General features: G+C 40.6%; 24 protein-coding genes. 1 reads left to right on the forward strand and 23 read right to left on the reverse strand.

The window, feature by feature from the left end:
* Positions 1 to 45 precede the first annotated feature (45 nt).
* Positions 46 to 327 carry a sporulation transcriptional regulator SpoIIID gene (gene spoIIID / locus ACHABU_RS07445; RefSeq protein ID WP_435763898.1) on the reverse strand — a complete coding sequence of 94 codons (282 nt, stop codon included), beginning with the start codon at positions 325 to 327 and terminating at the stop codon, positions 46 to 48.
* A 75-nt stretch (positions 328 to 402) separates the two neighbouring features.
* Here spoIIID and ACHABU_RS07450 point away from each other — a divergent pair, with 75 nt between their 5' ends.
* A complete protein-coding gene (locus ACHABU_RS07450) occupies positions 403 to 585 on the forward strand; it encodes a hypothetical protein (RefSeq protein WP_435763900.1) in 183 nt (60 codons plus the stop codon).
* Between the two features lie 296 nt (positions 586 to 881).
* On the opposite strand, the gene ACHABU_RS07455 is transcribed toward ACHABU_RS07450, so the two are convergent.
* The 22 genes from ACHABU_RS07455 to atpE form a co-directional block, all read right to left on the reverse strand.
* A complete protein-coding gene (locus tag ACHABU_RS07455) occupies positions 882 to 1895 on the reverse strand; it encodes an AimR family lysis-lysogeny pheromone receptor (RefSeq protein WP_435763902.1) in 1014 nt (337 codons plus the stop codon).
* Positions 1896 to 2095: 200 nt separating this feature from the next.
* The gene (locus ACHABU_RS07460; RefSeq protein ID WP_435763904.1) at positions 2096 to 2995 is read right to left on the reverse strand and encodes a peptidoglycan DD-metalloendopeptidase family protein; all 900 of its coding nucleotides are present in this window, start codon (positions 2993 to 2995) and stop codon (positions 2096 to 2098) included.
* Between the two features lie 712 nt (positions 2996 to 3707).
* Complete coding sequence (spoIID, locus tag ACHABU_RS07465; RefSeq protein WP_435763906.1) at positions 3708 to 4889, reverse strand: stage II sporulation protein D; 1182 nt, start codon at positions 4887 to 4889, stop codon at positions 3708 to 3710.
* A 121-nt stretch (positions 4890 to 5010) separates the two neighbouring features.
* Positions 5011 to 6027, reverse strand: a complete 1017-nt coding sequence (locus ACHABU_RS07470; RefSeq protein ID WP_435763908.1) for an ABC transporter ATP-binding protein — start codon at positions 6025 to 6027, stop codon at positions 5011 to 5013.
* Positions 6028 to 6029: 2 nt separating this feature from the next.
* Positions 6030 to 6983 (reverse strand): NlpC/P60 family protein, encoded by a 954-nt coding sequence (locus tag ACHABU_RS07475; protein ID WP_435763910.1) that lies wholly within the window; start codon positions 6981 to 6983, stop codon positions 6030 to 6032.
* Positions 6984 to 7343: 360 nt separating this feature from the next.
* Positions 7344 to 8438, reverse strand: coding sequence for a dipeptide epimerase (locus tag ACHABU_RS07480; RefSeq protein WP_435763912.1), 1095 nt, complete (start codon positions 8436 to 8438; stop codon positions 7344 to 7346).
* A 55-nt stretch (positions 8439 to 8493) separates the two neighbouring features.
* On the reverse strand, positions 8494 to 9411 hold the full coding sequence (locus tag ACHABU_RS07485) for a S66 peptidase family protein (RefSeq protein WP_435763914.1): 918 nt from the start codon (positions 9409 to 9411) through the stop codon (positions 8494 to 8496).
* Positions 9412 to 9696: 285 nt separating this feature from the next.
* The gene (locus ACHABU_RS07490; RefSeq protein WP_435763916.1) at positions 9697 to 11376 is read right to left on the reverse strand and encodes a peptide ABC transporter substrate-binding protein; all 1680 of its coding nucleotides are present in this window, start codon (positions 11374 to 11376) and stop codon (positions 9697 to 9699) included.
* Between the two features lie 16 nt (positions 11377 to 11392).
* Positions 11393 to 12394 carry an ABC transporter ATP-binding protein gene (locus ACHABU_RS07495; protein ID WP_435763918.1) on the reverse strand — a complete coding sequence of 334 codons (1002 nt, stop codon included), beginning with the start codon at positions 12392 to 12394 and terminating at the stop codon, positions 11393 to 11395.
* An 8-nt stretch (positions 12395 to 12402) separates the two neighbouring features.
* Positions 12403 to 13359, reverse strand: a complete 957-nt coding sequence (locus ACHABU_RS07500) for an ABC transporter permease (protein ID WP_435763920.1) — start codon at positions 13357 to 13359, stop codon at positions 12403 to 12405.
* A gap of 1 nt (position 13360) precedes the next feature.
* Positions 13361 to 14293: an ABC transporter permease gene (locus ACHABU_RS07505; protein WP_435763922.1), complete on the reverse strand. Its 933-nt coding sequence runs from the start codon at positions 14291 to 14293 to the stop codon at positions 13361 to 13363.
* Positions 14294 to 14340: 47 nt separating this feature from the next.
* Entirely contained in the window at positions 14341 to 15165 is an 825-nt protein-coding gene (locus tag ACHABU_RS07510; RefSeq protein WP_435763924.1) for a M55 family metallopeptidase, read from the reverse strand.
* Positions 15166 to 15459: 294 nt separating this feature from the next.
* Entirely contained in the window at positions 15460 to 16797 is a 1338-nt protein-coding gene (gene murA, locus ACHABU_RS07515; protein ID WP_435763926.1) for a UDP-N-acetylglucosamine 1-carboxyvinyltransferase, read from the reverse strand.
* A 35-nt stretch (positions 16798 to 16832) separates the two neighbouring features.
* Positions 16833 to 17546 carry a YwmB family TATA-box binding protein gene (locus tag ACHABU_RS07520; protein WP_435763928.1) on the reverse strand — a complete coding sequence of 238 codons (714 nt, stop codon included), beginning with the start codon at positions 17544 to 17546 and terminating at the stop codon, positions 16833 to 16835.
* 82 nt (positions 17547 to 17628) lie between these two features.
* Positions 17629 to 17859 carry a DUF1146 family protein gene (locus tag ACHABU_RS07525; RefSeq protein WP_435763930.1) on the reverse strand — a complete coding sequence of 77 codons (231 nt, stop codon included), beginning with the start codon at positions 17857 to 17859 and terminating at the stop codon, positions 17629 to 17631.
* A 214-nt stretch (positions 17860 to 18073) separates the two neighbouring features.
* A complete protein-coding gene (locus ACHABU_RS07530; protein ID WP_435763932.1) occupies positions 18074 to 18469 on the reverse strand; it encodes a F0F1 ATP synthase subunit epsilon in 396 nt (131 codons plus the stop codon).
* A gap of 103 nt (positions 18470 to 18572) precedes the next feature.
* Positions 18573 to 19967 (reverse strand): F0F1 ATP synthase subunit beta, encoded by a 1395-nt coding sequence (gene atpD, locus ACHABU_RS07535; protein ID WP_435763934.1) that lies wholly within the window; start codon positions 19965 to 19967, stop codon positions 18573 to 18575.
* Positions 19968 to 20006: 39 nt separating this feature from the next.
* Positions 20007 to 20867, reverse strand: coding sequence for an ATP synthase F1 subunit gamma (gene atpG / locus ACHABU_RS07540; protein WP_435763936.1), 861 nt, complete (start codon positions 20865 to 20867; stop codon positions 20007 to 20009).
* Between the two features lie 128 nt (positions 20868 to 20995).
* Entirely contained in the window at positions 20996 to 22507 is a 1512-nt protein-coding gene (gene atpA, locus ACHABU_RS07545) for a F0F1 ATP synthase subunit alpha (protein WP_435763938.1), read from the reverse strand.
* 19 nt (positions 22508 to 22526) lie between these two features.
* A complete protein-coding gene (locus ACHABU_RS07550) occupies positions 22527 to 23072 on the reverse strand; it encodes a F0F1 ATP synthase subunit delta (protein ID WP_435763940.1) in 546 nt (181 codons plus the stop codon).
* Complete coding sequence (gene atpF / locus ACHABU_RS07555; RefSeq protein ID WP_435763942.1) at positions 23069 to 23596, reverse strand: F0F1 ATP synthase subunit B; 528 nt, start codon at positions 23594 to 23596, stop codon at positions 23069 to 23071. The genes ACHABU_RS07550 and atpF overlap by 4 nt, the downstream gene beginning before the upstream one ends.
* A 134-nt stretch (positions 23597 to 23730) precedes the next feature.
* A complete protein-coding gene (gene atpE / locus ACHABU_RS07560; RefSeq protein WP_435763944.1) occupies positions 23731 to 23943 on the reverse strand; it encodes a F0F1 ATP synthase subunit C in 213 nt (70 codons plus the stop codon).
* Between the last annotated feature and the right edge of the window lie 23 nt (positions 23944 to 23966).

Below are 23966 nucleotides of genomic sequence, written 5' to 3' on the forward strand. Positions count from 1 at the left end.
GCGGTGTGTTTACGATGTGTTGCATTATCTTCGTCTTATCTTACTTCAGCCTGCTGGTTTTTCCTGTGGCTCATTTTTACCGTCTATTTTATATTTTTGCCTTGTTGCTTCTCCTCCCCTTAAATGTCGGATTGCTTTATGGTATTCGAGAATCTCCTTGACTTGATTAGCAAGTTCAGGATTTATTTCCGGTAAACGTTCTGTCAAATCTTTATGGACTGTGCTTTTGGAGACACCAAATTCTTTCGCTATCGTTCGGACCGTTTTTCTTGTCTCTACGACATGTCTTCCTATCCTGATTGTTCTCTCTTTGATGTAATCATGCACACCGTTCGCCTCCCTAAGTTGTTTAATTCCGAGGTGTGGGTCGAGACATGGTGTTGGTTGGGATATGAGAATTCAATGAACAGCGCTGTAATGAAGAATATTGGGTATGTATCACCGATTCAACAATTTCAACAATTGATTCAAAACGGCTGTGGGGTGAATATTCCATGTGGAAAGCATAAGGAAGATAATTACGACGATGGCACACAAGCTCTCACCTCAGACAATTCGATTGCATGGTTTGTAACATCTTATTAGAATAGTGCCTGCTTTATGATTAAATTTGTACAATTCATGCGTTGGACAAGATGTATTTTTATCTTTTGGAAAAATGGATGAAACAGAAAATACAAATGTTGGTTAGAAAACGGTTATGCGGCGATCTTTTGGACAAACGCTTCATCGATTAGAAAACTTGGCATTCGCCAAGCCTTTGGGCGATGCCTTAGTTGTATGCAGAAAGAAATATGGATATACTTTCTTTACTGCCAAAAAGGCCACTGCATCGTCATATCGAATGACAATTCAGTGGCCTTTTTGAAGGAAAAGATGAATTACAATTCTCGTATCGCATTAATTGGTAGTCTGCTGAAGAAATAATCACTGCGCTTTTCAATAAAGGACGTATACGATTGAAGCAATAGGCCCCTATCCTCTTTCGCTTTTCCTAAATAATAGAGTTGGAAAGCGGTTTTCTGCGGCAAGTTTTCAAGCAATTCGATCGCTTTCGATTTATTTCCTTTTGCAAGTTCCATATGGGCTTGTTCACCAATATCCGTTGTGGTAACGTTGTCCACTTCATTAAAATGGGAAGATAAAAATGGAATGTTTTTATTCTCAAGAATATGAATCAAGCGCGTGTTATTTTGTTCTTTGGAGATCTCCAGTGCTTTGTTCAGATGATACATTCCTTTTTCATAGGTATCAAAGGTGTAGGACAATCCGAGATGGGTGTGAATGCAGGCGTGGATAGATTTACTGTCAATCATATTCAATGAACGATAGGCATATTTCCTTGCCATAATTAATTCATTCCGCATCAAATGATAGATGATATTAATGCGATAAACTCGGATTTTGAAATAGCTTACAATAATTCGCTCTTCTATATTTGAAAAATACTGCTGGTACGTCACCATCAGATTTCCTACTCGATCATATTGAGCTAAACGTTGATAGGCATCTTCCTTAATTACCTCCATCAAAAATAATAATTCAGGTTCATTGGTCGAATATTGAGTGGTATAATTTTGTAATCTCTGTAGGGTTTCATGTGGGTTGTCCTTCCACAGCTGCTGATCCACCATAATCTGGTAAAGGAGCCCCCATAGCCGGTTGGAAGGATTGTCCGACTCCAAATTCTTTTCAATCAGGACTTCAAGTTCATTCGTAAAACCATTCATATATAAATATTCCATACCTTTTTTTTGTATATTCTTTGAGGATGATTGGAGGCAGGTTTTTTTCATCATTTCTTTGACCGAATCTGAATTGTTTTCTTCACTTAATAAATTCATCATCTCTGTTATGGTAAATTCCGATTGCGACGTCATTAACTTTTCCAGCACTAATTTTATTCCTCCTTTTCCCAATAGTGGAAAATTATCTCTATTTTCTGCAACATTAATATAGTATCATATATTACAAGGAAAAATAGGTGTTATCGTTCGACATTTTCCGCATGAATGGTCATTCATTCACTATTGTTATTTTCCAGGAAAAGGAAAAATACCCCTGGTACTCGTATAAGTACCAGGGGTATTTCTAGTTACGCATTTTCATCTTCTACAGTGTCATCGGATTCTTCATCCGTTTCTTCTTCTGTATCATCAGAATCATCTTCTGGTGAATCTTCATCCTCAATCACTTCTTCGGATTCATCTGTAGCGTCTGTTTCCTCATTGACAGCAGCGTCATCTTCTGCTTCTTCTGTCGCATCTGTTTCCTCGTTTACAGCAGAGTCATCTTCTTCAGATACACTTCCTAAGCTGCTTACAGGCTGATTGAAATAGCTTTCCGGGTTTATTTCTTTCCCATCTTTTCTTATTTCAAAATGGACGTGGGTACCGTTGTCTTTCCCAAACAGGTTTTTACCTGCTGTTCCGACTGCATCACCCTGTTTCAATTTGGATCCTGCAGTAACAGTGACTTCATCAAGACTAGCATAGTAGGTTTTCACACCATCTTCATGCGTTAGAACAACAACATTGCCTAATAACGGATCTTCTTTCACTTCTTCGACTGTACCACTAATTGCAGCAATAACGTCGAACGTTTCAGCGTTGGCTGATGCAATATCAACCCCAGTACTCTGATAGAATCTATTATTGTATTCTATCAATGCATTCTCGCGATCTGCTTGTTCTGCGTTGTAATCGAAAAATTTAGTTACGATTTCTGCTTCATCCATGTTGGCTACTGGCATTTGTATTAACTCTTGCTGCTCAATTACTGGTTCTGCTTCCTGTTCATCCAATACTGGAGAATAGTTGTCAGTCAGTTCCTGATCGTCTGTAGCATCTGGGATTTGATTATCCATATTTTGATACCACACCACAACCGATAGTAAAAGTGCTGCAATCGTCAAATACACAGCCGGGAAAAACCATTTCTTCCGGTAAATGCGACTCCATTTATTTTTTGGACCGCCGTTGAACTCTTCATTCATAATTAATCACCTCTGCAACCATTGTGAGCAGAAATGTTAAAATATATACATCCGATTAAAAAAAATTATTGATTTTATGGATTTTTTTATTGTTTTGGGGGAAGTTAAGAGTTTTGAGGGGTCGTTTCTGGTTTGGTTGGAAGTTGGACGTAGTATGGTACAGCGTGGGTTTGGTGGTTGTGTTGCAGGGCGTTTTTAACGTTTATGTGTGTTTATTGTATTTTTTCAGTTTTATAAGTTTTTGTTCCGTATAGAGTTTTTGTTATTTGATAAAATGTATAAATTGCGATTGACTGCTATCCCGCCGTCCGGGATCGCTCTGGGCGGATGCTTTCCGCGGGCACGGCCTCAGCCCCGAAGAGAAAACCACTCTTCAGGTCTTCGGACACGTGCTGTTCCCGCAGGAGTCACCGCCCGCCGCTCACCCGGACTGATGAATCTGTATGATATGATTTTTATAAATCACTAATGCAGTTAGCAGTTTGTAAGCTTAAAACCAGCTCTGGGGAAATATACGAAGACTCCAGCGGGAGGAAAGGCATAGGTGAGACCCCGGAGTGCGGTAGCACGAGGAGGGCTCACCAGCCGCCCGCGGAAAGCGCAGTATATTTCCCCAGTGCGGTCGCCGAAGTTACTTATCCTAGTTTGCATTTCATCTCAATTCAACTCTACAACAATTGTCATGAAAGGGTCAAAATCAAAAATCCCTCGTCTACTTGGAGACGAGGGCTGGTACTGCGTCGTTTATCGTACTGATTGCTACATCCTTATAATAGTATTGAACAATTTCCTCATACGTCTTTCCTTCTTTTGCCATTCCATTCGCGCCATATTGACTCATTCCAATTCCATGTCCAAAGCCTTCTGTAGTGAAAATCAAATGCCCATTGTTTTGTTTAATTTCAAAGTCGCTGGATTTCAAATCGAGCTTTTCCCGGATATCTCTTCCAGTGAACGTATATCCTTCAATGCCAATTTCACTAACACGGCCGCTTTCGGTTCGTTCCAATTCAATGAATAGCGGGGAATCCTTCGGTAAATCTAATTCCAGCGCAGCTTCAACCTGAGCGATCGTATAGGTCTGCTGGCCAAGGAATTGGGGTGAGTCTTTATCCCATGGGCTTTCCACACTTCTTAAATAGGAAATCTCATTCTCCCAATAATCCTCGGAGTTTTCCGTATGCCCATTACTTGTAGAAAAAAATGCTGCAGTAATTGGTGCATCATTAAAGGTTAATATTTGCCCTTTTGTCTCATTTACAGCTTCTTTTATTTTGTTCATCTTTTCTGTGTATTCGCCGCCCCATTCTTTTTGCAGTTCCATTTCACTTTTATAAACTTGATGCTGAACTGTATCTGTTAAATCATAATCGTCTGCTTCATCTCCGTGCAGTAAATGACTCACGGTAAATGTTCTGGCAGCTAGCGCCTGGGCCTTTAATGCTTCCAGTTCAAATTTAGTCGGCATCTCTGAGGCGACAACCCCGGCAACATACGTTTCCAAGGGAACATCCTCTACCATCTCTACATTGGACCGCATGACCGCAACAGAAAATGGCGATGAATCGATTTCCACTGATGGATGCGCACCCGTCTCAGGCGTTGCGATATCCTCTTGTTTATTGTCACCAAAGAAAGCAACAATGGATGCGGGGATTGCCAGGATTAACACGAGCAGAACAGATAAAAAGAATGCTGCCGGCAATTTCCAAGGGCGGGTTTTCCGATTATTAAAATAAAGTGTTTTTCGATTTTTTAAAGGAATGATCTTCTGGATTTGCGTCGTTTGGTTATTGATAAGATTCGTTTTCCTTTGCTGGCTCTTCATTATTTGTTTCTTAAATGAAGATTTCTTTTTTTTCCATGCCTTTGGAACTGGTCGATTTTTTTTCACAGCTTTCCCCCTTGCAGCGATTAAATTGGGTCATTTATTCTAGCATCCCTACTAAACAATTTATACATTGAAGAGCGAAAATAGACCTCATTTTTCAAACGTAATAATTGGGGAAAGTGAATTATTTCGTTGATACGGTTTCCGGCTGCTTTTTGAGCTGCTTTTTATTTTCAATTGTTTCATCATATAAATGACAGGCTACGAAATGGCCTTGCTCTACTTCCTGCCAGACAGGTTGGATTTGTGAACACACTTCCATTGCCATTGGACAACGTGTGCGAAATACACATCCGCTTGGCGGGTTAATTGGGCTTGGTAATTCCCCCTCCAAAATAATTCTTTCTCTTTTCTCCTCGATATCGGGATCCGGTATCGGAATAGCAGAGAGCAAGGCTTGCGTGTATGGGTGCAACGGTTTTTCATAAAGCTCAGCACTATCTGTCAGCTCAACCATATTCCCTAAATACATCACACCAATGCGGTCGGAGAATTGTTTGACCATCGATAAATCATGGGCAATAAACAAAAACGTCAATCCCTTATCTTCTTGCAATTGTTTCATCAGATTAACGACTTGGGCTTGCACAGAAACATCCAATGCAGAGATTGGCTCATCTGCAATAATAAAATCGGGGTTCAATGCCAATGCCCTGGCGATTCCGATTCGCTGACGCTGCCCACCACTGAATTCGTGTGGATAGCGATTGGCATGTTCCCGATTAAGTCCTACTTCTTCCAGCAGTTCGTATACCCGCTCCGTCACTTCTTTTTTTGTTTTATATAACTTATGTACTTCCATCGGCTCCGAAATGACTTCTCGGACGGTTGACCTCGGATTCAAGGATGCATAGGGGTCCTGGAAAATCATCTGCATTTTACGATAGAATTTGAAACGTTCCTTTTCATTCAAGTCATGGACATTTTCATTATCAAAAATAACATCGCCATCTGTTTTCTTATACAGTCCAAGAATCGTCCGTCCAATAGTAGATTTTCCACAACCGGATTCACCAACAAGCCCGAACGTTTCCCCTCTGTTCACATGAAAGCTCACATCATTTACGGCCTGTAATACCTCGCCTTTACCCATTTCAAAATATTTTTTTAGACTTTTGACTTCCAGTATTTTGTTTTCCATCTTTAACTCTCCTCTGCTGCTTGCCAGTATCGCCTTGCTGCACAAAGTTCTTTTTCATATTTTGTTCCTTGAATAGGGGTAATCTCGATTCCTTTTCCAGTTTGAGGAGAGTGGAGCATCTGACCGTCCCGATAATAGATTCCTACATGATGAAGACTTCCTTTTCCTTCTTCATATGCGAAAAAGAGCAAATCACCAGGTTCCATCTGGTCAAAATTCACTTCCACTCCTGCAGCCGCCTGGTCTCCAGCATCTCGCGCAATTTGATAACCGTTCGCCTTATGGACTGCATAGGCAAGGCCAGAGCAATCATAACCAAACGAACTCATTCCACCCCAAAAATAACCCAGACGAATGTAAGGTTCTCCCGCTTTTACAATATCCTGGCCACTTCCTTTGTTAAGGCCTTTATCCGTTTTGAAAATTTGTACCGCATCGATTGGCAAAAATTTGTCACCATGTGGAGTGAAGACCTTTATGCGCGTTGTTCCAGTTTCTTTGACTGGCAAAAACGTCATATAGCTGAGCTTCATAAATGGCTTCCCGTCCTCTGCTTCCAGCCACACCTTGTCGGAAATAACTGCGGCAGTTTCTGCAGTATGCCATTCACCTTTGTTCACCTTCGTTAATTGGGGGATTGGGACCCAACCAGGATAGCCACGTTCATCTTTGTTCGATGGCTGAGAGGGAATAATCACATGGGCCCAGTTGGCAGTAGTTTCCGTAACTAGAACAGGTTCCCCATATAAAATTTGGGTCTGTACCCGATTTTCATCACATAAAGCTAGACTCGCTTCATAGGAAAGACTATCTATCCACTTATCTATGTTCGTCGGATTCGTAGTTCCATATTGATCGATTTCCCGCGCTGATTCTGGATTTGTCCATACCGTAGCCACCTGCGTAGTGGATACCCATAGCTCTTCTGGAAATTGATCAAACGTTTGATTAAACATTCTTGATGCTCCTTTCTTGAATGGGAATGGTTGCTGTGTTGCTTTGATTCGTGCTCTAGCTTGGTGTTCCGCATCGATGGGACGGGATCGCTCAACTTTGCGGCTCCTTTGCGCGACTTCGGGCTGGGATCGCTCAACTTTACTTCCTCATTGCGCGACTTTGGGCCGGGATTGCTCAAATTTTGCGGCTTTTTTGCGCGACTTTGGGTCGCGATCGCTCAACTTTACAGCTTCTTTGCGCGACTTCGGGCCGGGGTCGCTCAACTTTGCGGCTTTTTTGCGCGACTTCGGGCCGGGATTGCTCAACTTTACGACTTCTTTGCGCGACTTCGGGCCGGGGTCGCTCAACTTCCCTTCACACTACTTCACGATAAATGAATGATTAATTGTTTTAATTCCCAGTCCTGGGTCTTTTCCTAATTCAATCCTGCTACCATTATACGTAATCCCGCCATTTGCCATGTCTCCTATGAGCATTAAGGGAGCATCGAAATCATATCTTGTTATATTCGGCTGACTGGCAGCGAAATGCGCCGCAGCTGTAATCCCTATTTTCGTTTCAATCATACTGCCGACCATGCAATCCACATCGTAACTTTGTGCGAGCTTTGCGATTTTCATTGCCTCGTGGATACCGCCAGCTTTCATTAATTTAATATTAATTAAATCAGCCGCTCCCATGGACAGGATTCGCTTCGCATCCTGTGGTGAAAATACACTTTCATCTGCCATGATTGGTGTTTCTGTATGTTGCGTAACGTATTTTAATCCTTCAACGTCATGTGCTTTAACTGGTTGTTCAATTAATTCAATAGAAAGGCCGAGGTCCTCCATCTTTCCAATAGCACGGACTGCTTCTTTTGCCTGCCAGCCTTGATTTGCATCAAGGCGAATCAGTACATCTAGGCCTATTTCCGCTCTGATGGCCTGGATTCGCTTTACGTCGGTCGCAATCTCATCCTTGCCCACTTTAACTTTTAAGACAGAAAACCCGTTATTAATATACTTCCTGGCGTCCGCAGCCATCTCTTCCGGACGATTCACACTGACGGTATAGTCCGTCTCGAGTCGTTCACGATATCCGCCAAGAAATTGATAAAGTGGCATATTCGCCTGTTGTGCGATACAGTCATAAAGCGCCATATCAACTGCAGCTTTTGCACTCGTATTGCGAACCATACTTTTTTCCACTTTTTCAAACAATTGTTCTCTCGCGCTTAGTGATTCACCGATTAGGAGCGGTTTAAAAATCGATTCGATGGCGTACTGAATGCTTGCAAGGCTATCTCCAGTGATTACATGTGTTGGTGGTGCCTCTCCCCAGCCAACAGTGCCATCCTCACAAGCAATTTTAACGATAATTGTTTCTGCAACGGTTACGGTTCTTAGCGCTGTTTTAAAGGGTGTATGCAATGGGATCGCTCCCCGAAAGGTTTCGATTGATGCGATTTCCAAGCTGCTCACCTCCTGAATAGTTTAATAACTTCCTTGTTTAAAAAGGATTCAATATTTATTTAACGCCTGGTTCAATTACGAATGTTCTATCTTTTGTTGATAGGTTAGCAATGGCACCGAGTGGAACGGAGAAATTCGGAAAACAATGGCCGATTTTAAAACCACTCAGTACGGGACCATTAAAATCTGTAAAATAGTCTTCAAAAACCTGATGCCTCGTGAGGGATGGACTTAAGGTTGTCACCGGTTCAGCAAAGTCTCCAAGTACAATTCCTGCAGCATCCGAGAGTTTCCCTGCTAGCCTCAGCTGGTTCAGCATGCTATCAATACGATAAGGTTCCTCTCCAACATCTTCCAGAAGGACTAGTTTATCTTTCGTATGAACCTCATAGGGTGTACCAAGTGTACTAACTAGTAATGATAGATTCCCGCCAACCAATTGCCCCTGTGCAATTCCTGCAGCATATGCTTTTAATGGGTTTATTTTTTCACTATAGCTTAATTCCGTTGGTTCAAAAAGTTGTCGAAACAAACTTCCCGTAAACGTATCAAATTCATCTTTCGCGACATCTGAAGCAAGCATTGGCCCGTGGAATGTAATTAAATCCGTTTGTTGACGTATTGCTGTATGTAAATAGGTTATATCACTGTAGCCCCAAATAATTTTAGGATTTCGTTTGATTAAATCATAATCGATTTGGTCAATAAGACGTCCTGTTCCATAGCCGCCTCGTGCAAATATGATTGCTTTTATTTTCCTGTCTGCAATCATGTCATGAAAATCTTCCAAGCGTTGTTCGTCTGTTCCGGCCAAATAGCCACGAACTTCCTTCATATTTTTCCCCAATTTAACATGGAGCCCCATATTTTCAAAAAAAGGAATTGCCTTGTTTAGTTTTTTCAAATCGGGTGGCCCTGCCGGAGCGATAACTCCAATCGTATCGCCTTTTTTCAATCGAGTTGGACGAATCATTCGCAACCCTGCTTTCCATTAGGATGGTTGTAATCAAAAACTTGTGTATATATAAATGAAAAGGGAGAGGCTCACATACAAAAAATGTAAATGAGCCATTCCCATAATTATTTAGTTATTGCCTATAGCCTTCGCTTTAGTTCTGCTAGCTACGGCGACCAGGGGCTATTGGACTTCCTGAGACCTCCGTACGATAAGTCAACATCAGCTCCCTCTGGTCACTGTGTTTCCTTTATCTCCTCCGGACCAGTCCAGTCCATACGCCCCTAAACGGTCGCCTTCGCTTTAGTTCTTATCCGCAAATTTCAAGTCAAAGTATCCTACTGGGTGGCGTAGGATGCCTTCAATGCTGTCTGCTTCTAGGACTACTGTATTGTAGTAGCGGATTGGCATTGCTACCATTTCTTCAGCAAGTAGTTTTTCAGCTTCATAGAGATACTCGTAACGTTTTTCTTCATCTGTTTCTGATTTACCATTAGCAATCAATTCATCATATTCTGCATTGGACCAGCCCGTACGGTTCATATATGAATCTGTGATAAAGCTTTCCAGGAAGTTAACTGGATCACTGTAGTCATTGATAAATGAACTGCGTGAAAATTGGAGTTCCAGATTTTGCTGTGCTTCCGCAAATACGTTCCATTCCTGGTTTTCCAATGTTACCTTAACGTCAAGATTTTCACTTAGCATGCTTTGCATTGTTTCAGCAACTGCTTTGTTCGTATCACTTGTATTGTACGATAATACGACTGGTGGTAATTCTTCATAACCTTCCTCAGCCATACCTTCTTCAAGTAATTGTTTTGCATAATTCGCATCAAATGATACAAGATCTCCATTTCCATCACGGAAGTCTTCACCAGATGGCGTTGTAAATCCAGGAGATACAAATCCATAGGCAGGTTCTACACCATTTTTAACAACAAAGTCTGCAATATCCTGTCTATTCACAGCATATGCAAATGCCTGTCTGATTTTTTTGTTTTGGAAAGGTTCTTCTGTAATGTTAAAACGGAAAAATTCCAAACCACCATAGTTTCCAATATATACATTATCTCCCTCAAGCAGCTCATCCGATAATTCAGGAGGGACAGTTGCTGTATCAAGGTCTCCTGTTTCAAACATTTGATATTGCGTATTTGTATCGTTTACCATCGCCCAGTGAATTTTATCCAATTTAACGGTGTCCGCATCCCAGTACTCCGGGTTCTTCGCAAATTCCATCTCACTGTCATGTTCCCATGATTCAAGCATAAAAGGTCCGTTTGCTACAAAAGAGTCTGCTTCTGCATGCCAGTCTGGATTCGCTTCTGCTACCTTATGGTTGATTGGGAAGAATGCTGGGTTTGTTAATACATCCAGGAAGAAACCTGTTGGAGCTTCCAACACTACTTCCAATGTCTTTTCATCTATCGCTGTTACAGCAACATCATCTGCTGTACCTTCCCCAGAATTAAAGGCTTCTCCTCCTTCAATAAAGTAAGCGAGGAATGCTGCTGCAGAAGCTGTATCCGGTGAAAGCATGTATTTCCATGCATACACGAAGTCCTCCGCTACTACCGGGTCCCCATTTGACCAGTTCGCATCTTCACGGAGATGGAATGTATAGGTTAACCCATCTTCGGAGAGATCCCAGTCTTCCGCTACTCCGGCTCCTGCAACTGAATCCTGATCTAATCGAGTCAGACCTTCCATTAAGTTGTTAAGTGGATCCCATGAAACGGCATCAAAGCCAATCGATGGATCAAGTGATGTAGGTTCCACGCCATTGTTTAATCGTAGTACCTTTTCCTCGCCTTCACTTTCTTCTTCCTTTGCTTCGGTTTCACTTTCTTCTGTTTCCGTTGTTTCCTCTGCTCCTGCATCATCCGGCTCTTCTTCAGACCCAGCATCTTCATTTGCAGTACATGCGGCAAGTACAACTACTGTCGTTAAAGCAAGTAAAAATAATAGTAACTTCTTCATTCCTTTTCCCCCTTTGTTATTTGATTGCTGCTTCTAAAAGTTGTTTAGCCCGTTCATCCTGAAGCCAGCAGTTCACTTGATGGGAACCTGTTAGCTCGGTATTTGCGGGATAAACTTTATCACACACCTCCATGGCAAATGGACATCTTGCTGTAAAGGGACATCCTACTGGAGGTGAGAATAAATCGGGTGGCGTGCCATCGATTGGAGTCAATCTCGCTTCTTTCAAATCCAATCGTGGAACAGATTTCAATAATCCTTTTGTATACGGGTGCTGCGGTTCATAAAATATTTCACGCTTTGTTCCCGTTTCGATGATTTTACCGGCATACATGACTGCAATCCGGTCCGCAATTTTTGCTACCACACCAAGATCATGTGTAATCAGGATGATGGAAACTCCTGTCGTGTTCTGGATTTTTTCAAAGAGTTCTAGAATTTGCGCCTGAATGGTTACATCCAGTGCGGTTGTTGGTTCATCCGCGATCAAAAGATCGGGCTCACATATTAATGCAATGGCAATAACAATACGTTGTCGCATCCCCCCACTAAACTGATGGGGGTATTGCTTCAAGCGTTCTTCTGGATTGGAAATTCCAACTAGATCCATCATTTCTATCGCTTTTTCCTTAGCCTCTTCACTAGATACTTGTTTATGTTGCCTCAATCCTTCCATCAACTGTGTGCCAATAGTCAATGTAGGATTCAATGCAGTCATTGGGTCCTGAAAAATCATTGATATATCAACGCCACGAATGGAGCGCATTTTCTTCTCTGAATACTTTGCCAGATTTTGTCCTTTAAAACGAATAGAGCCGTTTGTAATTTTGCCCGGAGGATCAGGGATCAGTCGCATGATCGCATTGGATGTTACGCTTTTTCCACAGCCGGATTCACCAACGATTGCGAGCGTTTCCCCTTCGTTTAAATGAAAATCAACTCCACGGACTGCTTTTACCGTTCCACCATATGTACGGAATGTAACGTGGAGATTTTCCACTTCCAGAATTTTTTCCATGTCCTCACCTACTTCCTTAATTTCGGATCAAGTGCATCCTGAAGTCCATCGCCAAGTACGTTGAAAGCAAACATCGTAAAGGAGATAAAGAATGCCGGGAAAAATAATGTCCACCAATTCCCTGACAAAATAGCTCCTAAAGAATCATTCGCCATGACACCCCAACTTGCATAGGGGGACTGGATACCTAAGCCGATAAAACTCAAGAATGCTTCTGCAAAAATGGCTGAAGGAACGGTTAGTGTCATCTGAACAATAATCGGCCCCATCGAGTTTGGAAGTAAATTTTTCCTAATAATTCGGGATGACTTTGTTCCAAATGATTTGGAGGCGAGGACAAATTCATAATTTTTAATTTGCAGAACTTGCCCCCTTACGATTCGAGCCATTCCGACCCATCCCGTGACCGTTAATGCAATAATAATTGTCGATAGACTTGGGCCTAATACGACAAGTAATAAAATAACAACGAGTAAATATGGTAGTCCATATAAAATTTCAATGATCCGCATCATTATGTTATCTGTGCGACCACCTTTATAGCCGGATATACCACCCCAGATAATTCCGACGGTGACATCAATCAACGCAGCCATCAATCCGACAAAGAGTGAAATACGTGCCCCGTACCATGTTCTCGTAAATACATCCCTTCCAGCATTATCAGTGCCAAACCAATGCTCCGATGAAGGGGGCTGATATTGATTCGGTAGGTCCTGTGTATTCACTTCATAAGGAGATAAAATAGGTCCAAAAATTGCCATGACCGCAAGGAGAACCAAAAAGACCAATCCGAGCATCGCCATTTTATTTTTAATCAATCTTCTCCATGCATCCTGCCAGTAGGAAAGGGAGGGTCTCGCAACTGCCTCTGCTTCCCCTTTATCTTTATCCTTCCAATGAAACCAATCATCTGGTATTTGAGAGGGCGAATGTGTTGTCTTTACGTTATTCGTCGTTTTCACTCTATTCCCCTCCTTTTTTATGGAACTTGATACGAGGATCCAAGATTCCATATGCGATATCAACTAGGAAGAGCATTAGAATAAGAAATGCACTATAAAATACCGTTGTTCCCATAATTACCGGGTAATCTCGTTGATTAATACTTTCAACGAAATATTTTCCCATTCCAGGAATCGCAAAAATTTGTTCAATAACAAAGGTTCCTGTTAAAATACTTGCTAGTAATGTTCCCATAATCGTAACAACTGGCATCAGCGCATTTCTGAGTGCGTGCTTGAATACAATTTTCCATGGAGATAATCCCTTCGCACGCGCCATTTTTATGTAATCTTGTGTTAAAACTTCAAGCATTGTCGAACGAGTAAGCCTTGCAATAATTGCCATCGGCCCTGTAGCAAGCGCAATCACCGGCATTACCATATGTGCCGGACTCGACCAAGTTGCGGGTGGTAGGATTTCCAAATTTACAGCTAATTGTTGAATGAGTAATGTAGCCAATATAAAATTTGGTATTGAGATTCCTAATACGGCCAACCCCATGGATAGATAATCTATAAAACCATTATGTTTTAATGCAGCAACAATTCCTAAAATGATTCCGGATATCACCGCAACGATAATCGTTACCATTCCAAGTTCTAATGAAATTGGAAATCCTCTTCCCAGCAGATCGTTAACCGACTGATTCGGTTGCTTGATGGAAGGGCCAAAATCAAAGGTAGCAATCGATTTTAAGTAATTAACATATTGAATGGGATACGGTGCATCCAAATTATAATGCGCTTCCAAATTAGCTTTAATCGTCTCATTGGAAGATTGTTCACTATTAAATGGGGAACCAGGGACACTGACCATTAATATGAATGTCAATGTAATAATAATCCAAAGCGTTACCAACATAATCCCGAAGCGTTTTAATATGTATTTCAGCAAGACTTCCCACCCCCGATGTAAACTGCTTTTCTCTTTTTATACGGTTATTATGAAAATGTTGTGTGCATCGCTAGCTCCGTCATCACGAGCATTGCTTTGTACGCTTCCAGAATATGATCTGCTTCATAGCGGACAATGGTTGTTCCTCGTTCGATTTCTGTTTTCGGCATCAAATTAGCCCATTCCGCCTGCCCGTAATTATTAAATTCAATTTTCAGGATCGGCTTTTCTGGTGGGATCAACGGTTTTACCATATGTCTGTTTTCTAATGCCGCCGTAACTTTTTCCGCTAAAAGCTCTCCTGCCTTCTTAGGTGTTAAGCTTTTGACTGAAGACCTTGAAATCGTTTCCTTTACTGCTACGGTCGTTACATTTGGAATTAACTCCGCAGCCTCTTTTGCTGCCTGATCATCTCCCGCTACCAAAACAACTGGAACTCCGAAATAACCGGCAACATAGGCATTAAATCCCATCTCCCCGACAATGTGATCATTGATATAAAAGTTTCGTACAGCATGAATCATTGAATGGGATAAGACACCGGCTTGTCCAGCCCTTGCATGATATCCAATAAACATCGCAGCTCCATAGGTATGATCCAATCCTTGCAACATCGAGAAAGGTTTTACATCTCCAGTTATTAATAAGGCGTCCGGATGAAGCTCATCAATAAGGATATTATTCATTTTCGAATGACTATCGTTCACAAGTACTTCTTGACATCCAAATTGAAAAGCTGCATCTGCAACAAAATTCGTTTCATCTGTCATCATTTTTCTAGCACGTTCATAATTATGTTTACTGGAATCAATATATGTATCATCAGGCACTCCAGTAATCCCTTCCATATCTACGGATACGTATAGCTTCATGCTGTATCACCTTCACCATCATTTTATTATTGGTAATTTTCTATTAACTTTAACATAGAGTTTACAAAAAGAGAAGATTAATTTTTACTATTAGTCTGAATTTTAGTTGTATTGTAATAGATTCGTAGATTGGCTGTATTTGTGGATAACCTATTTATGATGTGATAGAAGTTATTCAGTTGTGGATATGTATTGATCAGGAGTAGCACCTATTGTTGTTTGAAAAAATGGGCAGAAAAAAACAGGCGAGTCATTGACTTCACCTGTTTCTCCATTTATTCTTAAAATAAAAAATTATGATTGTAATTCAGCTGCTATTCTTGCTTCCTTGTAATCTACTTCTTCTAATGGTTCGATTACATCTCCATTTTCATCGACACGTTCAATATCCGCACCTAATTCAGCTAATTTACCTTCAATGTTAACGTAACCTCTATCTAGATGTTTCAGCTCTGTAACACGTGTATAACCTTCTCCGACCAATCCAGCTAATATTAACGCCGCTGCAGCACGAAGATCCGTCGCTGAGACTTCTGCCCCTTGCAATGCAGATAAACCTTCAATGATGACACTACGGCCTTCTATCTTAATATTTGCATTCATACGTCTGAATTCTTCCACATGCATAAAACGGTTTTCAAATACAGTTTCTGTAATCACACCAGTTCCTTTTGCACGTAACATTAATGCCATCATTTGCGATTGCATATCTGTTGGAAACCCAGGATGTGGCAATGTTTTAATATCCGTTGACTTCAGTTCTTTTGGACCAATTACGCGAATACCGTTATCTTCTTCTAAAACTGTTACATTCATTTCCTCAAGCTTGGATATTACAGAACGTAAATGTTCACTGATTGCATTTTCAATCAGTACATTCCCTCCAGTAATAGCTGCAGCTACCATAAATGTACCTGCTTCAATACGATCTGGGATAATGGAATGCTCTGCACCGTACAGTTTTTCCACACCATGGATGCGGATCGTTTCTGTACCAGCACCAATAATTTTAGCGCCCATTTTATTAAGATAATTGGCTAAGTCTACAATTTCAGGTTCTTTAGCTGCATTCTCAATGATTGATTTTCCGTCTGCAAGTGCAGCAGCGATCATAATATTTTCAGTAGCGCCAACGCTTGGCATATCTAAATAAATTTTAGCACCTTTTAGGCGACCGTCTACGTTTGCTTCAATAAAGCCGTTGCCAACATGAATGTCAGCACCCATTGCTTCGAATCCTTTCAAATGTAGATCAATTGGGCGGGAACCTATTGCACATCCACCTGGCATCGCAACCTTTGCGTGTCCATAACGGGCCAATAATGGTCCCAAAACAAGCACAGAAGCACGCATTTTCCGAACATATTCAAATGGAGCTTCTGTTTCTAGTTGTTTGGAAGCATCCACAAATACGGTATTGCTTTCTGCATTAAATTCTACGTCGGCATTTAAATTTCTTATGACTTCATTGATTGTATACACGTCAGCTAAAACCGGTACATCTTTGATTACACTCGTTCCTTCACTTGCGGTAAGACTTGCGGCAAGTACAGGAAGTACTGCATTTTTAGCACCTTCAACTCTGACAGTGCCATTCAATTGGTGTCCGCCTCTTACGATGATTTTTTCCATGTTTTAAAATCTCCTTCAGATCCAATTTCATTATATTAATATTCATGTATTAGGATAGGTGTTCCTATCGTGTATTCCAGATTCATTTCATCGTCCATTACTACAGCTATTTGCAGATTCATTGGGGCACCCTCTATGAAATAACTTTGCTTCCATAAGTCTGTATACCCGTAAATTATCTTTTCATGCATCGAACTTTCAATTGTATCGAACTGTGTCACGATATGTTGTATGTTAAAATAATTTGTGATTTCCTCAACAAAAATATCAATCTCAATTATACCACTATTTTTAGTTGTCAGCCAAGCAAATGTTTTTAAAGAGTTTGTAAAGAAATTATCTTTAATCAAACGTTTGGTTAATAGATAATCTTCTTGTATCTGTTCGTTCCATTGAATGCCTTCCACAACCACAACTATTTCCGCTTTATATGCCTGGTTTTTAGGTATTACTACACTATAAGATACGTCTAGTCTCACATCTTTGTGAACGTCCCTAAGAAGATATTTTATTACATTATCATCTTCAGTAATAGAGACTAAACGACTATCTTTGAATTCCTTTACAATTCGTTCTGCTTTTTGCTTTCCTATGTTCTCCTTAAAAGTTACCTGCCAGTTTTCAATTGCTATCTTATTTTCTAAAGTGAATGCTGCCAAATCAATCATTTCATCTCTTTCCATTCCATTCACCATTGGTTTCGCTGTTATAAATAGAAGCAACACTAGTATTATAGTAATCTTTCTCATTAAAAAATCCCCCTGACATAAACTATTACTCATAGTTTTGACAAGGGGACCGAGTTACATACAAAACAAATTACGACAATCCTTAAAAAAGATAGATTAAATCATTAGACCATCTGAGTATTTCAAGGAAAAATCCACTAACACCCGTTCCAATAACAATGGTGATAAACAGTAGAAATATTCTTCCCTCCGCAGTTCGTCCCTTTTTCATAATTGGTTCAAAGTTCATAGCAAGTACCAATCGCCATGTTATATAAATAAAGATGATGTGTGAAATCATACTAATTAAAGCCATTTGTCCGATCGAAATCATAAGTAATCCACCTCAATTTAAATTCTATTTGTAACTCTGACATTTATTCATAAAAATGTCAATTGATTGCGTTTCGGAAAAATGGAAAGTCGAATCCTGCAACTTTTTTCTATATCCAATTGCACGTAACTCCATTTCCCGGGAAATATCGACAAAATACAAAAGCAAAAATCTCCTATAACATGTTGTTATAGGAGATTTTGTTTGTACTTTATCAGTTACCCACATTCAGGCGATTCATTGCGCGTTTGAGTGCTAATTCAGCCCGTGTTTTGTCAACAGTGTCTTGTTTTGCTTCAAGACGACGTTCTGCGCGTTCTTTTGCTTCTTTAGCACGTTGAACATCAATCTCTGTCGCTTTTTCAGCAGATTGGGCAAGAATCGTCACTTTATCAGGTTGTACCTCCATAAAGCCACCATTTACAGTTAGTTTTTTCGTCTCCTTACCATTTTTCAGACGAACAGCACTGATTTGTAATGGCGCTACAAGAGGAATATGACCCGGTAATATTCCGATTTCACCAGTTTCAGCTTTACAGACAACCATGTCAAAACTACCTTCTAAAACCGGACCACTAGGAGTAACAACACTCACATCCAGTGTTTTCAATGTAACCCCTCCTAAGACTGGCAAGAAGAAAGCTTTGATGTATATCGTTTATGACATCAAAGCATGTTCAAGGAGTTTCCTTGATCCTTCGAGCAATTGTCTATTATTCCATACCTTTTGCTTTTGCAACTACTTCTTCGATACGCCCTACAAGACGGAATGCATCCTCTGGTAGGTCATCATATTTCCCATCAAGAATCTCTTGGAATCCAGCTACTGTTTCCTGAACAGGTACATAAGAACCTTTTTGTCCCGTGAATTGTTCAGCAACGTGGAAGTTTTGAGACAGGAAGAATTGGATACGACGTGCACGAGAAACGATCATTTTATCTTCGTCACCTAGTTCATCCATACCAAGAATTGCGATAATATCTTGTAATTCTTTATATTTTTGCAATGTTTGCTGCACTTCTGTTGCTACTCTGTAATGTTCATCGCCAACAACTTCTGGATCTAGTGCACGTGAAGTGGATGCTAATGGATCCACCGCAGGATAGATACCTTGCTCAGATAGTTTACGATCCAAGTTTGTCGTCGCATCCAAGTGAGCAAATGTCGTTGCTGGAGCCGGATCTGTATAGTCATCGGCTGGTACATAGATCGCTTGGATTGAAGTTACGGAACCTTTATCTGTAGATGTAATACGTTCCTGTAATTGTCCCATTTCCGTTGCAAGTGTTGGCTGGTAACCAACCGCAGACGGCATCCGACCTAGTAGTGCGGATACTTCAGAACCTGCTTGTGTAAAGCGGAAAATGTTATCGATGAAGAGCAATACGTCTTGCCCTTGATCATCACGGAAATATTCAGCCATTGTAAGTCCTGTTAGTGCTACACGCATACGTGCACCAGGTGGCTCGTTCATTTGTCCAAATACCATCGCTGTTTTCGCGATAACACCGGATTCTTTCATTTCATAGTAAAGGTCATTACCTTCACGTGTACGTTCACCAACACCTGCGAACACGGAAATACCACCATGCTCTTGGGCGATGTTATTGATTAACTCCTGGATTAATACGGTTTTACCTACACCCGCACCACCAAATAGACCGATCTTACCACCTTTAATATATGGTGCTAATAAGTCTACAACTTTAATCCCTGTTTCTAAAATCTCTGTTTCAGTAGACAGGTTTTCAAATTTAGGCGCTGCTCGGTGAATGGGATCTACTCGGACATCTGCTGCTAATGGTTCGTCCAAATCAATCTTTTCACCAAGTACATTAAAGACGCGTCCTAATGTAACATCTCCTACCGGTACAGAAATCGGTCTTCCAAGGTTTTCAACTACTGCTCCACGTTTAACGCCGTCTGTTGAAGACATTGCAATCGTACGAACACTGCGATCACCAAGATGAAGAGCAACTTCCAATGTAAGGTCTGTATTATTTTCATTATGGACAACAATTGCGTTATAAATATCTGGTAACTCGCCGTCTTCGAATTTCACGTCAACGACTGGCCCCATTACTTGAGTAACGTGTCCTTTGCTCATCGATTTCCCTCCTAACTAACTTTAAAGCGTGATTGGGTGCTATTCTTGCGCTGCTACCCCACCAACAATCTCCGTAATTTCCTGCGTAATAGATGCTTGACGTGCACGGTTATAGGTCAATGATAAGTCACCGATAAGGTCTTCCGCATTATCTGTTGCACTTCTCATTGCTGTCATACTCGCCGCATGCTCACTCGCTTTTCCATCTAATAATGCTCCAAAAATTAAGCTTTCTGCATACTGTGGTAAAAGAACTTCTAATATTTGTTCTTGATTCGGATCATATTCATAGTCACTGTTAACTGCACCTTCGTTATGTAAGTTCTCAATAGGAAGCAATTTCTTGGCTGTTACCTGTTGGGAAATTGCACTTACATAGTGGTTATAGATAACATTTAACTCATCAATTTCTCCGTCAATATACATTTGAACTGTTTCTTGGGCAAGTTCTTTGATTTCAGCAAATTTCGGATGATCTGCCACACCAATAATACTTTTTGTAATAGGCAAGTCACGCTTCTTACAATAATCATAGCCCTTACGTCCAACGGCAATGATTGTATATTCATCCTTACTTTGATGTCTTTTTTGGATCTTATTGATTAAGTTTTTCAATACATGACTATTGTATGCTCCAACTAAACCACGGTCAGATGTGATTACCATATAACCGGTTTTCTTCACTTCCCGTTTTGTAAGCATCGGATGCTGGACATCGGTACTGCTATTCGCAATACTTGCTACAACTTCCTGTATTTTATCTGCATACGGTACAAAACCTTTGGCATTCAGTTCTGCTTTACTCATTTTAGAAGCAGATACCATTTGCATTGCACCTGTAATTTGCTTTGTCTTTTTTGTCGAATCAATTCGAGCTTTCAAATCTCTTAGTGATGCCAAGCTTTTTCACCACACTTTCCTGACAGAGGTTGGGTCCGGAAATAATGTTGTTATTCCCGGTCCGATATTCTCTTTTCGAAATCTATTTGGAAGATCTGTTTCTTTTTCAAGTAAAGATCATCAATTCATTAATTGCTTGTCGGTAAAAATGTTTTCTTGAATGTTTCAATCGCTGATCTCATCTCACCATCATCCGGAAGATTACCTGTTTCACGGATTGAAGTAAGCAATTCATTACGATTGCTTTCAAGCCATACATTCATTTCACTTTCGAAACGAAGGACATCTTCCACTGGAATATCATCAAGGAAACCTTTCGTTAATGCAAACAGGATCATTACCTGTTTTTCAACAACCATTGGTTTATGCAATCCTTGTTTCAATACTTCCACTGTACGTTGTCCACGATTCAATTTAGCTTGTGTCGATTTATCAAGATCTGAACCAAATTGTGAGAACGCTTCTAGCTCACGGAATGAAGCCAGGTCAAGACGTAATGTACCTGCTACTTTTTTCATTGCTTTAATTTGCGCAGAACCACCTACACGGGATACAGATAATCCGGCATTAATCGCTGGACGCACACCCGAGAAGAACAAATCAGATTGCAAGAAAATTTGTCCATCTGTAATGGAAATTACGTTTGTTGGAATATATGCAGCAATATCGCCTGCTTGTGTTTCAACGAAAGGAAGTGCAGTTAGAGAACCGCCACCTAATGCGTCACTTAATTTAGCAGCACGTTCCAATAGGCGTGAATGTAAGTAGAATACATCCCCTGGGAATGCTTCACGACCTGGAGGACGACGTAGTAATAGGGAAAGTTCACGATATGCAACAGCTTGTTTAGATAAATCATCATAAACAACCAATACATGCTTACCGTTATACATGAACTCTTCACCCATTGCTACACCTGCATATGGTGCAAGGTATAATAATGGAGCTGGATCAGCTGCACCAGCAGATACGACGATGGTATAATCCAATGCACCATATCTACGGAACGTTTCTACTGTATTTCGAACAGTTGATTCTTTTTGACCAATTGCTACGTAAATACAAATCATATCCTGATCACTTTGATTCAAAATGGTATCGACAGCAACTGTCGTTTTACCAGTCTGACGGTCACCGATAATCAGCTCACGCTGTCCACGACCAATTGGTACTAATGCATCAATCGCTTTGATTCCTGTTTGTAATGGTTCGTCAACTGATTTACGATCCATAACACCAGGTGCCGCGGCTTCAATTGGACGAGACTTAGAAGTTTCAATTGAACCTTTACCATCAATCGGTTGTCCAAGTGCGTTCACAACGCGTCCCAATAATTCGTCTCCAACTGGTACTTGCATGATACGGCCTGTACGACGAACTTCATCGCCTTCTTTAATTTCAGTGTAAGGGCCTAAGATGACAATACCTACGTTGCTTTCCTCTAGGTTTTGTGCTAATCCCATAACACCATTCGAGAATTCAAGCAATTCTCCAGCCATTGCGTTCTCAAGTCCGTGTGCACGTGCGATACCGTCCCCGATTTCAATAACTGTTCCTACATCTTTCACTTCGATGTCTGTATCAAAATTTTCAATTTGCTGTTTAATTAGTGTACTGATTTCTTCAGCATTAATGCTCATACCATTTTCACCCCTATCATCATTTATTTGCAGATACTATTTTTCGAGATATACGGTCTAGTTTTCCGCGTACTGTTCCATCATAAATGGTATTTCCGACACGGATTTTAATTCCTCCAACAATCGAAGGATCTACAACGTTTTCCAGATTGATTGCAGTCTTACCCATTCGTTTTGCGAAGGATACCTGCAATTGCGTTCTTTCAACTTCCGTTAATTCACGAACTGAGTATACGGTTGCATCTGCAATTCCTTTTGCATCATTCACCAATTGGATGAAATGATCAATAATGGATGGAATAGCTGCTGTACGATGTCGCTCAACAAGCAATTTGATTGTATTCACAACATCCGTATGCAAACCTTGAAACACTTCTTGTATAAACTGCTTCTTTTTCTCATTATTAACCTTTGGATGCTTTAGGAATGGAACAAGTTGTTTATTATTATTAAATACTTCACGAACAACACGGAATTCTTTTACAAGCTGTTCCTGTGTGTTCTTTTCTTTTCCCAGTTGAAAAAGAGCATCTGCGTAACGTTTGGCAACTACCTGTTCACTCATCGCTCTTCTCCTACCTCTTTAATGTAATCGTTAATCAATTGTTCTTGATCCTTTTCACTAATTTCTTTTTCAATTACTTTACTTGCAATAAGTACAGACAATGAAGCAACTTTATCTTGAAGCGCCTGCAATGCTTGTTCTTTTTCATTTTGGATATCAGCCTGTGCAGCCTGGATAATCCGGTCAGCTTCTTTACGTGCTGATTCAACAATATCCTGCTCCTGTTTGATACCCGCAGTTTTAGCATCTTCAATCATTTTCTGAGCGTCTTGTTTAACTTGGTTCAACTGAGTTGCTGCGTCAGTGGATGCTTTTTCAGCCTCCAAACGGCTTTTTTCTGCAGATTCAATTTCTCCAGCCACATAATCCTCACGTTCTTGCATCTTATCCATGAGCGGGCCCCAAGCAAATTTCTTCAACAACATCAGTAATACGAGGAAGAAGAATAATTGAACAAGCATGTCTCCGACTCTCAAACCACCGATACTGGCTCCAATTGTCATAAAGTTAATATATGAATGCACCGAATTCACTCCTTTCACCGTGACTTCACATCTATGTGATTTCTTTTATAGTCGAAAGTTGCATAAAGCATAAAGGAATGGCGAAGATTCTATAGTAATGAACTTCGCCATTCTATTTCTAATAAAAATACGATTTACATAAAGATAGCCATAAATGCGATAACTGCTGCGATGATTGGAATGGCCTCTACTAGTGCTACCCCAATAAACATTGTACCTTGTAAGGCACCTCTTAATTCTGGTTGACGAGCGATACCTTCTACTGTTTTACTAACGATCATACCGTTACCAAGACCTGCACCTAATGCTGCTAGTCCGATTGCGATTGCTGCTGCTAAAACTTCCATTGAATATTTCCTCCTTTTATAGT

Source organism: Oceanobacillus sp. CF4.6, assembly GCF_051262635.1.
Lineage (GTDB): Bacteria > Bacillota > Bacilli > Bacillales > Amphibacillaceae > Oceanobacillus.

Bases quoted from the DNA above. Each gene is read 5' to 3' on its own strand.
- atpA (WP_435763938.1), bottom strand. From the start codon at position 22,507: ATGAGCATTAATGCTGAAGAAATCAGTACACTAATTAAACAGCAAATT.
- ACHABU_RS07495 (WP_435763918.1), bottom strand. From the start codon at position 12,394: ATGGAAAAAATTCTGGAAGTGGAAAATCTCCACGTTACATTCCGTACA.
- ACHABU_RS07475 (WP_435763910.1), bottom strand. From the start codon at position 6,983: ATGTTTAATCAAACGTTTGATCAATTTCCAGAAGAGCTATGGGTATCC.
- ACHABU_RS07470 (WP_435763908.1), bottom strand. From the start codon at position 6,027: ATGGAAAACAAAATACTGGAAGTCAAAAGTCTAAAAAAATATTTTGAA.
- ACHABU_RS07520 (WP_435763928.1), bottom strand. From the start codon at position 17,546: ATGAGAAAGATTACTATAATACTAGTGTTGCTTCTATTTATAACAGCG.
- ACHABU_RS07485 (WP_435763914.1), bottom strand. From the start codon at position 9,411: ATGATTCGTCCAACTCGATTGAAAAAAGGCGATACGATTGGAGTTATC.
- murA (WP_435763926.1), bottom strand. From the start codon at position 16,797: ATGGAAAAAATCATCGTAAGAGGCGGACACCAATTGAATGGCACTGTC.
- ACHABU_RS07550 (WP_435763940.1), bottom strand. From the start codon at position 23,072: ATGAGTGAACAGGTAGTTGCCAAACGTTACGCAGATGCTCTTTTTCAA.
- ACHABU_RS07525 (WP_435763930.1), bottom strand. From the start codon at position 17,859: ATGATTTCGATCGGACAAATGGCTTTAATTAGTATGATTTCACACATC.
- ACHABU_RS07490 (WP_435763916.1), bottom strand. From the start codon at position 11,376: ATGAAGAAGTTACTATTATTTTTACTTGCTTTAACGACAGTAGTTGTA.
- ACHABU_RS07460 (WP_435763904.1), bottom strand. From the start codon at position 2,995: ATGAATGAAGAGTTCAACGGCGGTCCAAAAAATAAATGGAGTCGCATT.
- ACHABU_RS07450 (WP_435763900.1), top strand. From the start codon at position 403: ATGAACAGCGCTGTAATGAAGAATATTGGGTATGTATCACCGATTCAA.
- atpE (WP_435763944.1), bottom strand. From the start codon at position 23,943: ATGGAAGTTTTAGCAGCAGCAATCGCAATCGGACTAGCAGCATTAGGT.
- atpD (WP_435763934.1), bottom strand. From the start codon at position 19,967: ATGAGCAAAGGACACGTTACTCAAGTAATGGGGCCAGTCGTTGACGTG.
- ACHABU_RS07510 (WP_435763924.1), bottom strand. From the start codon at position 15,165: ATGAAGCTATACGTATCCGTAGATATGGAAGGGATTACTGGAGTGCCT.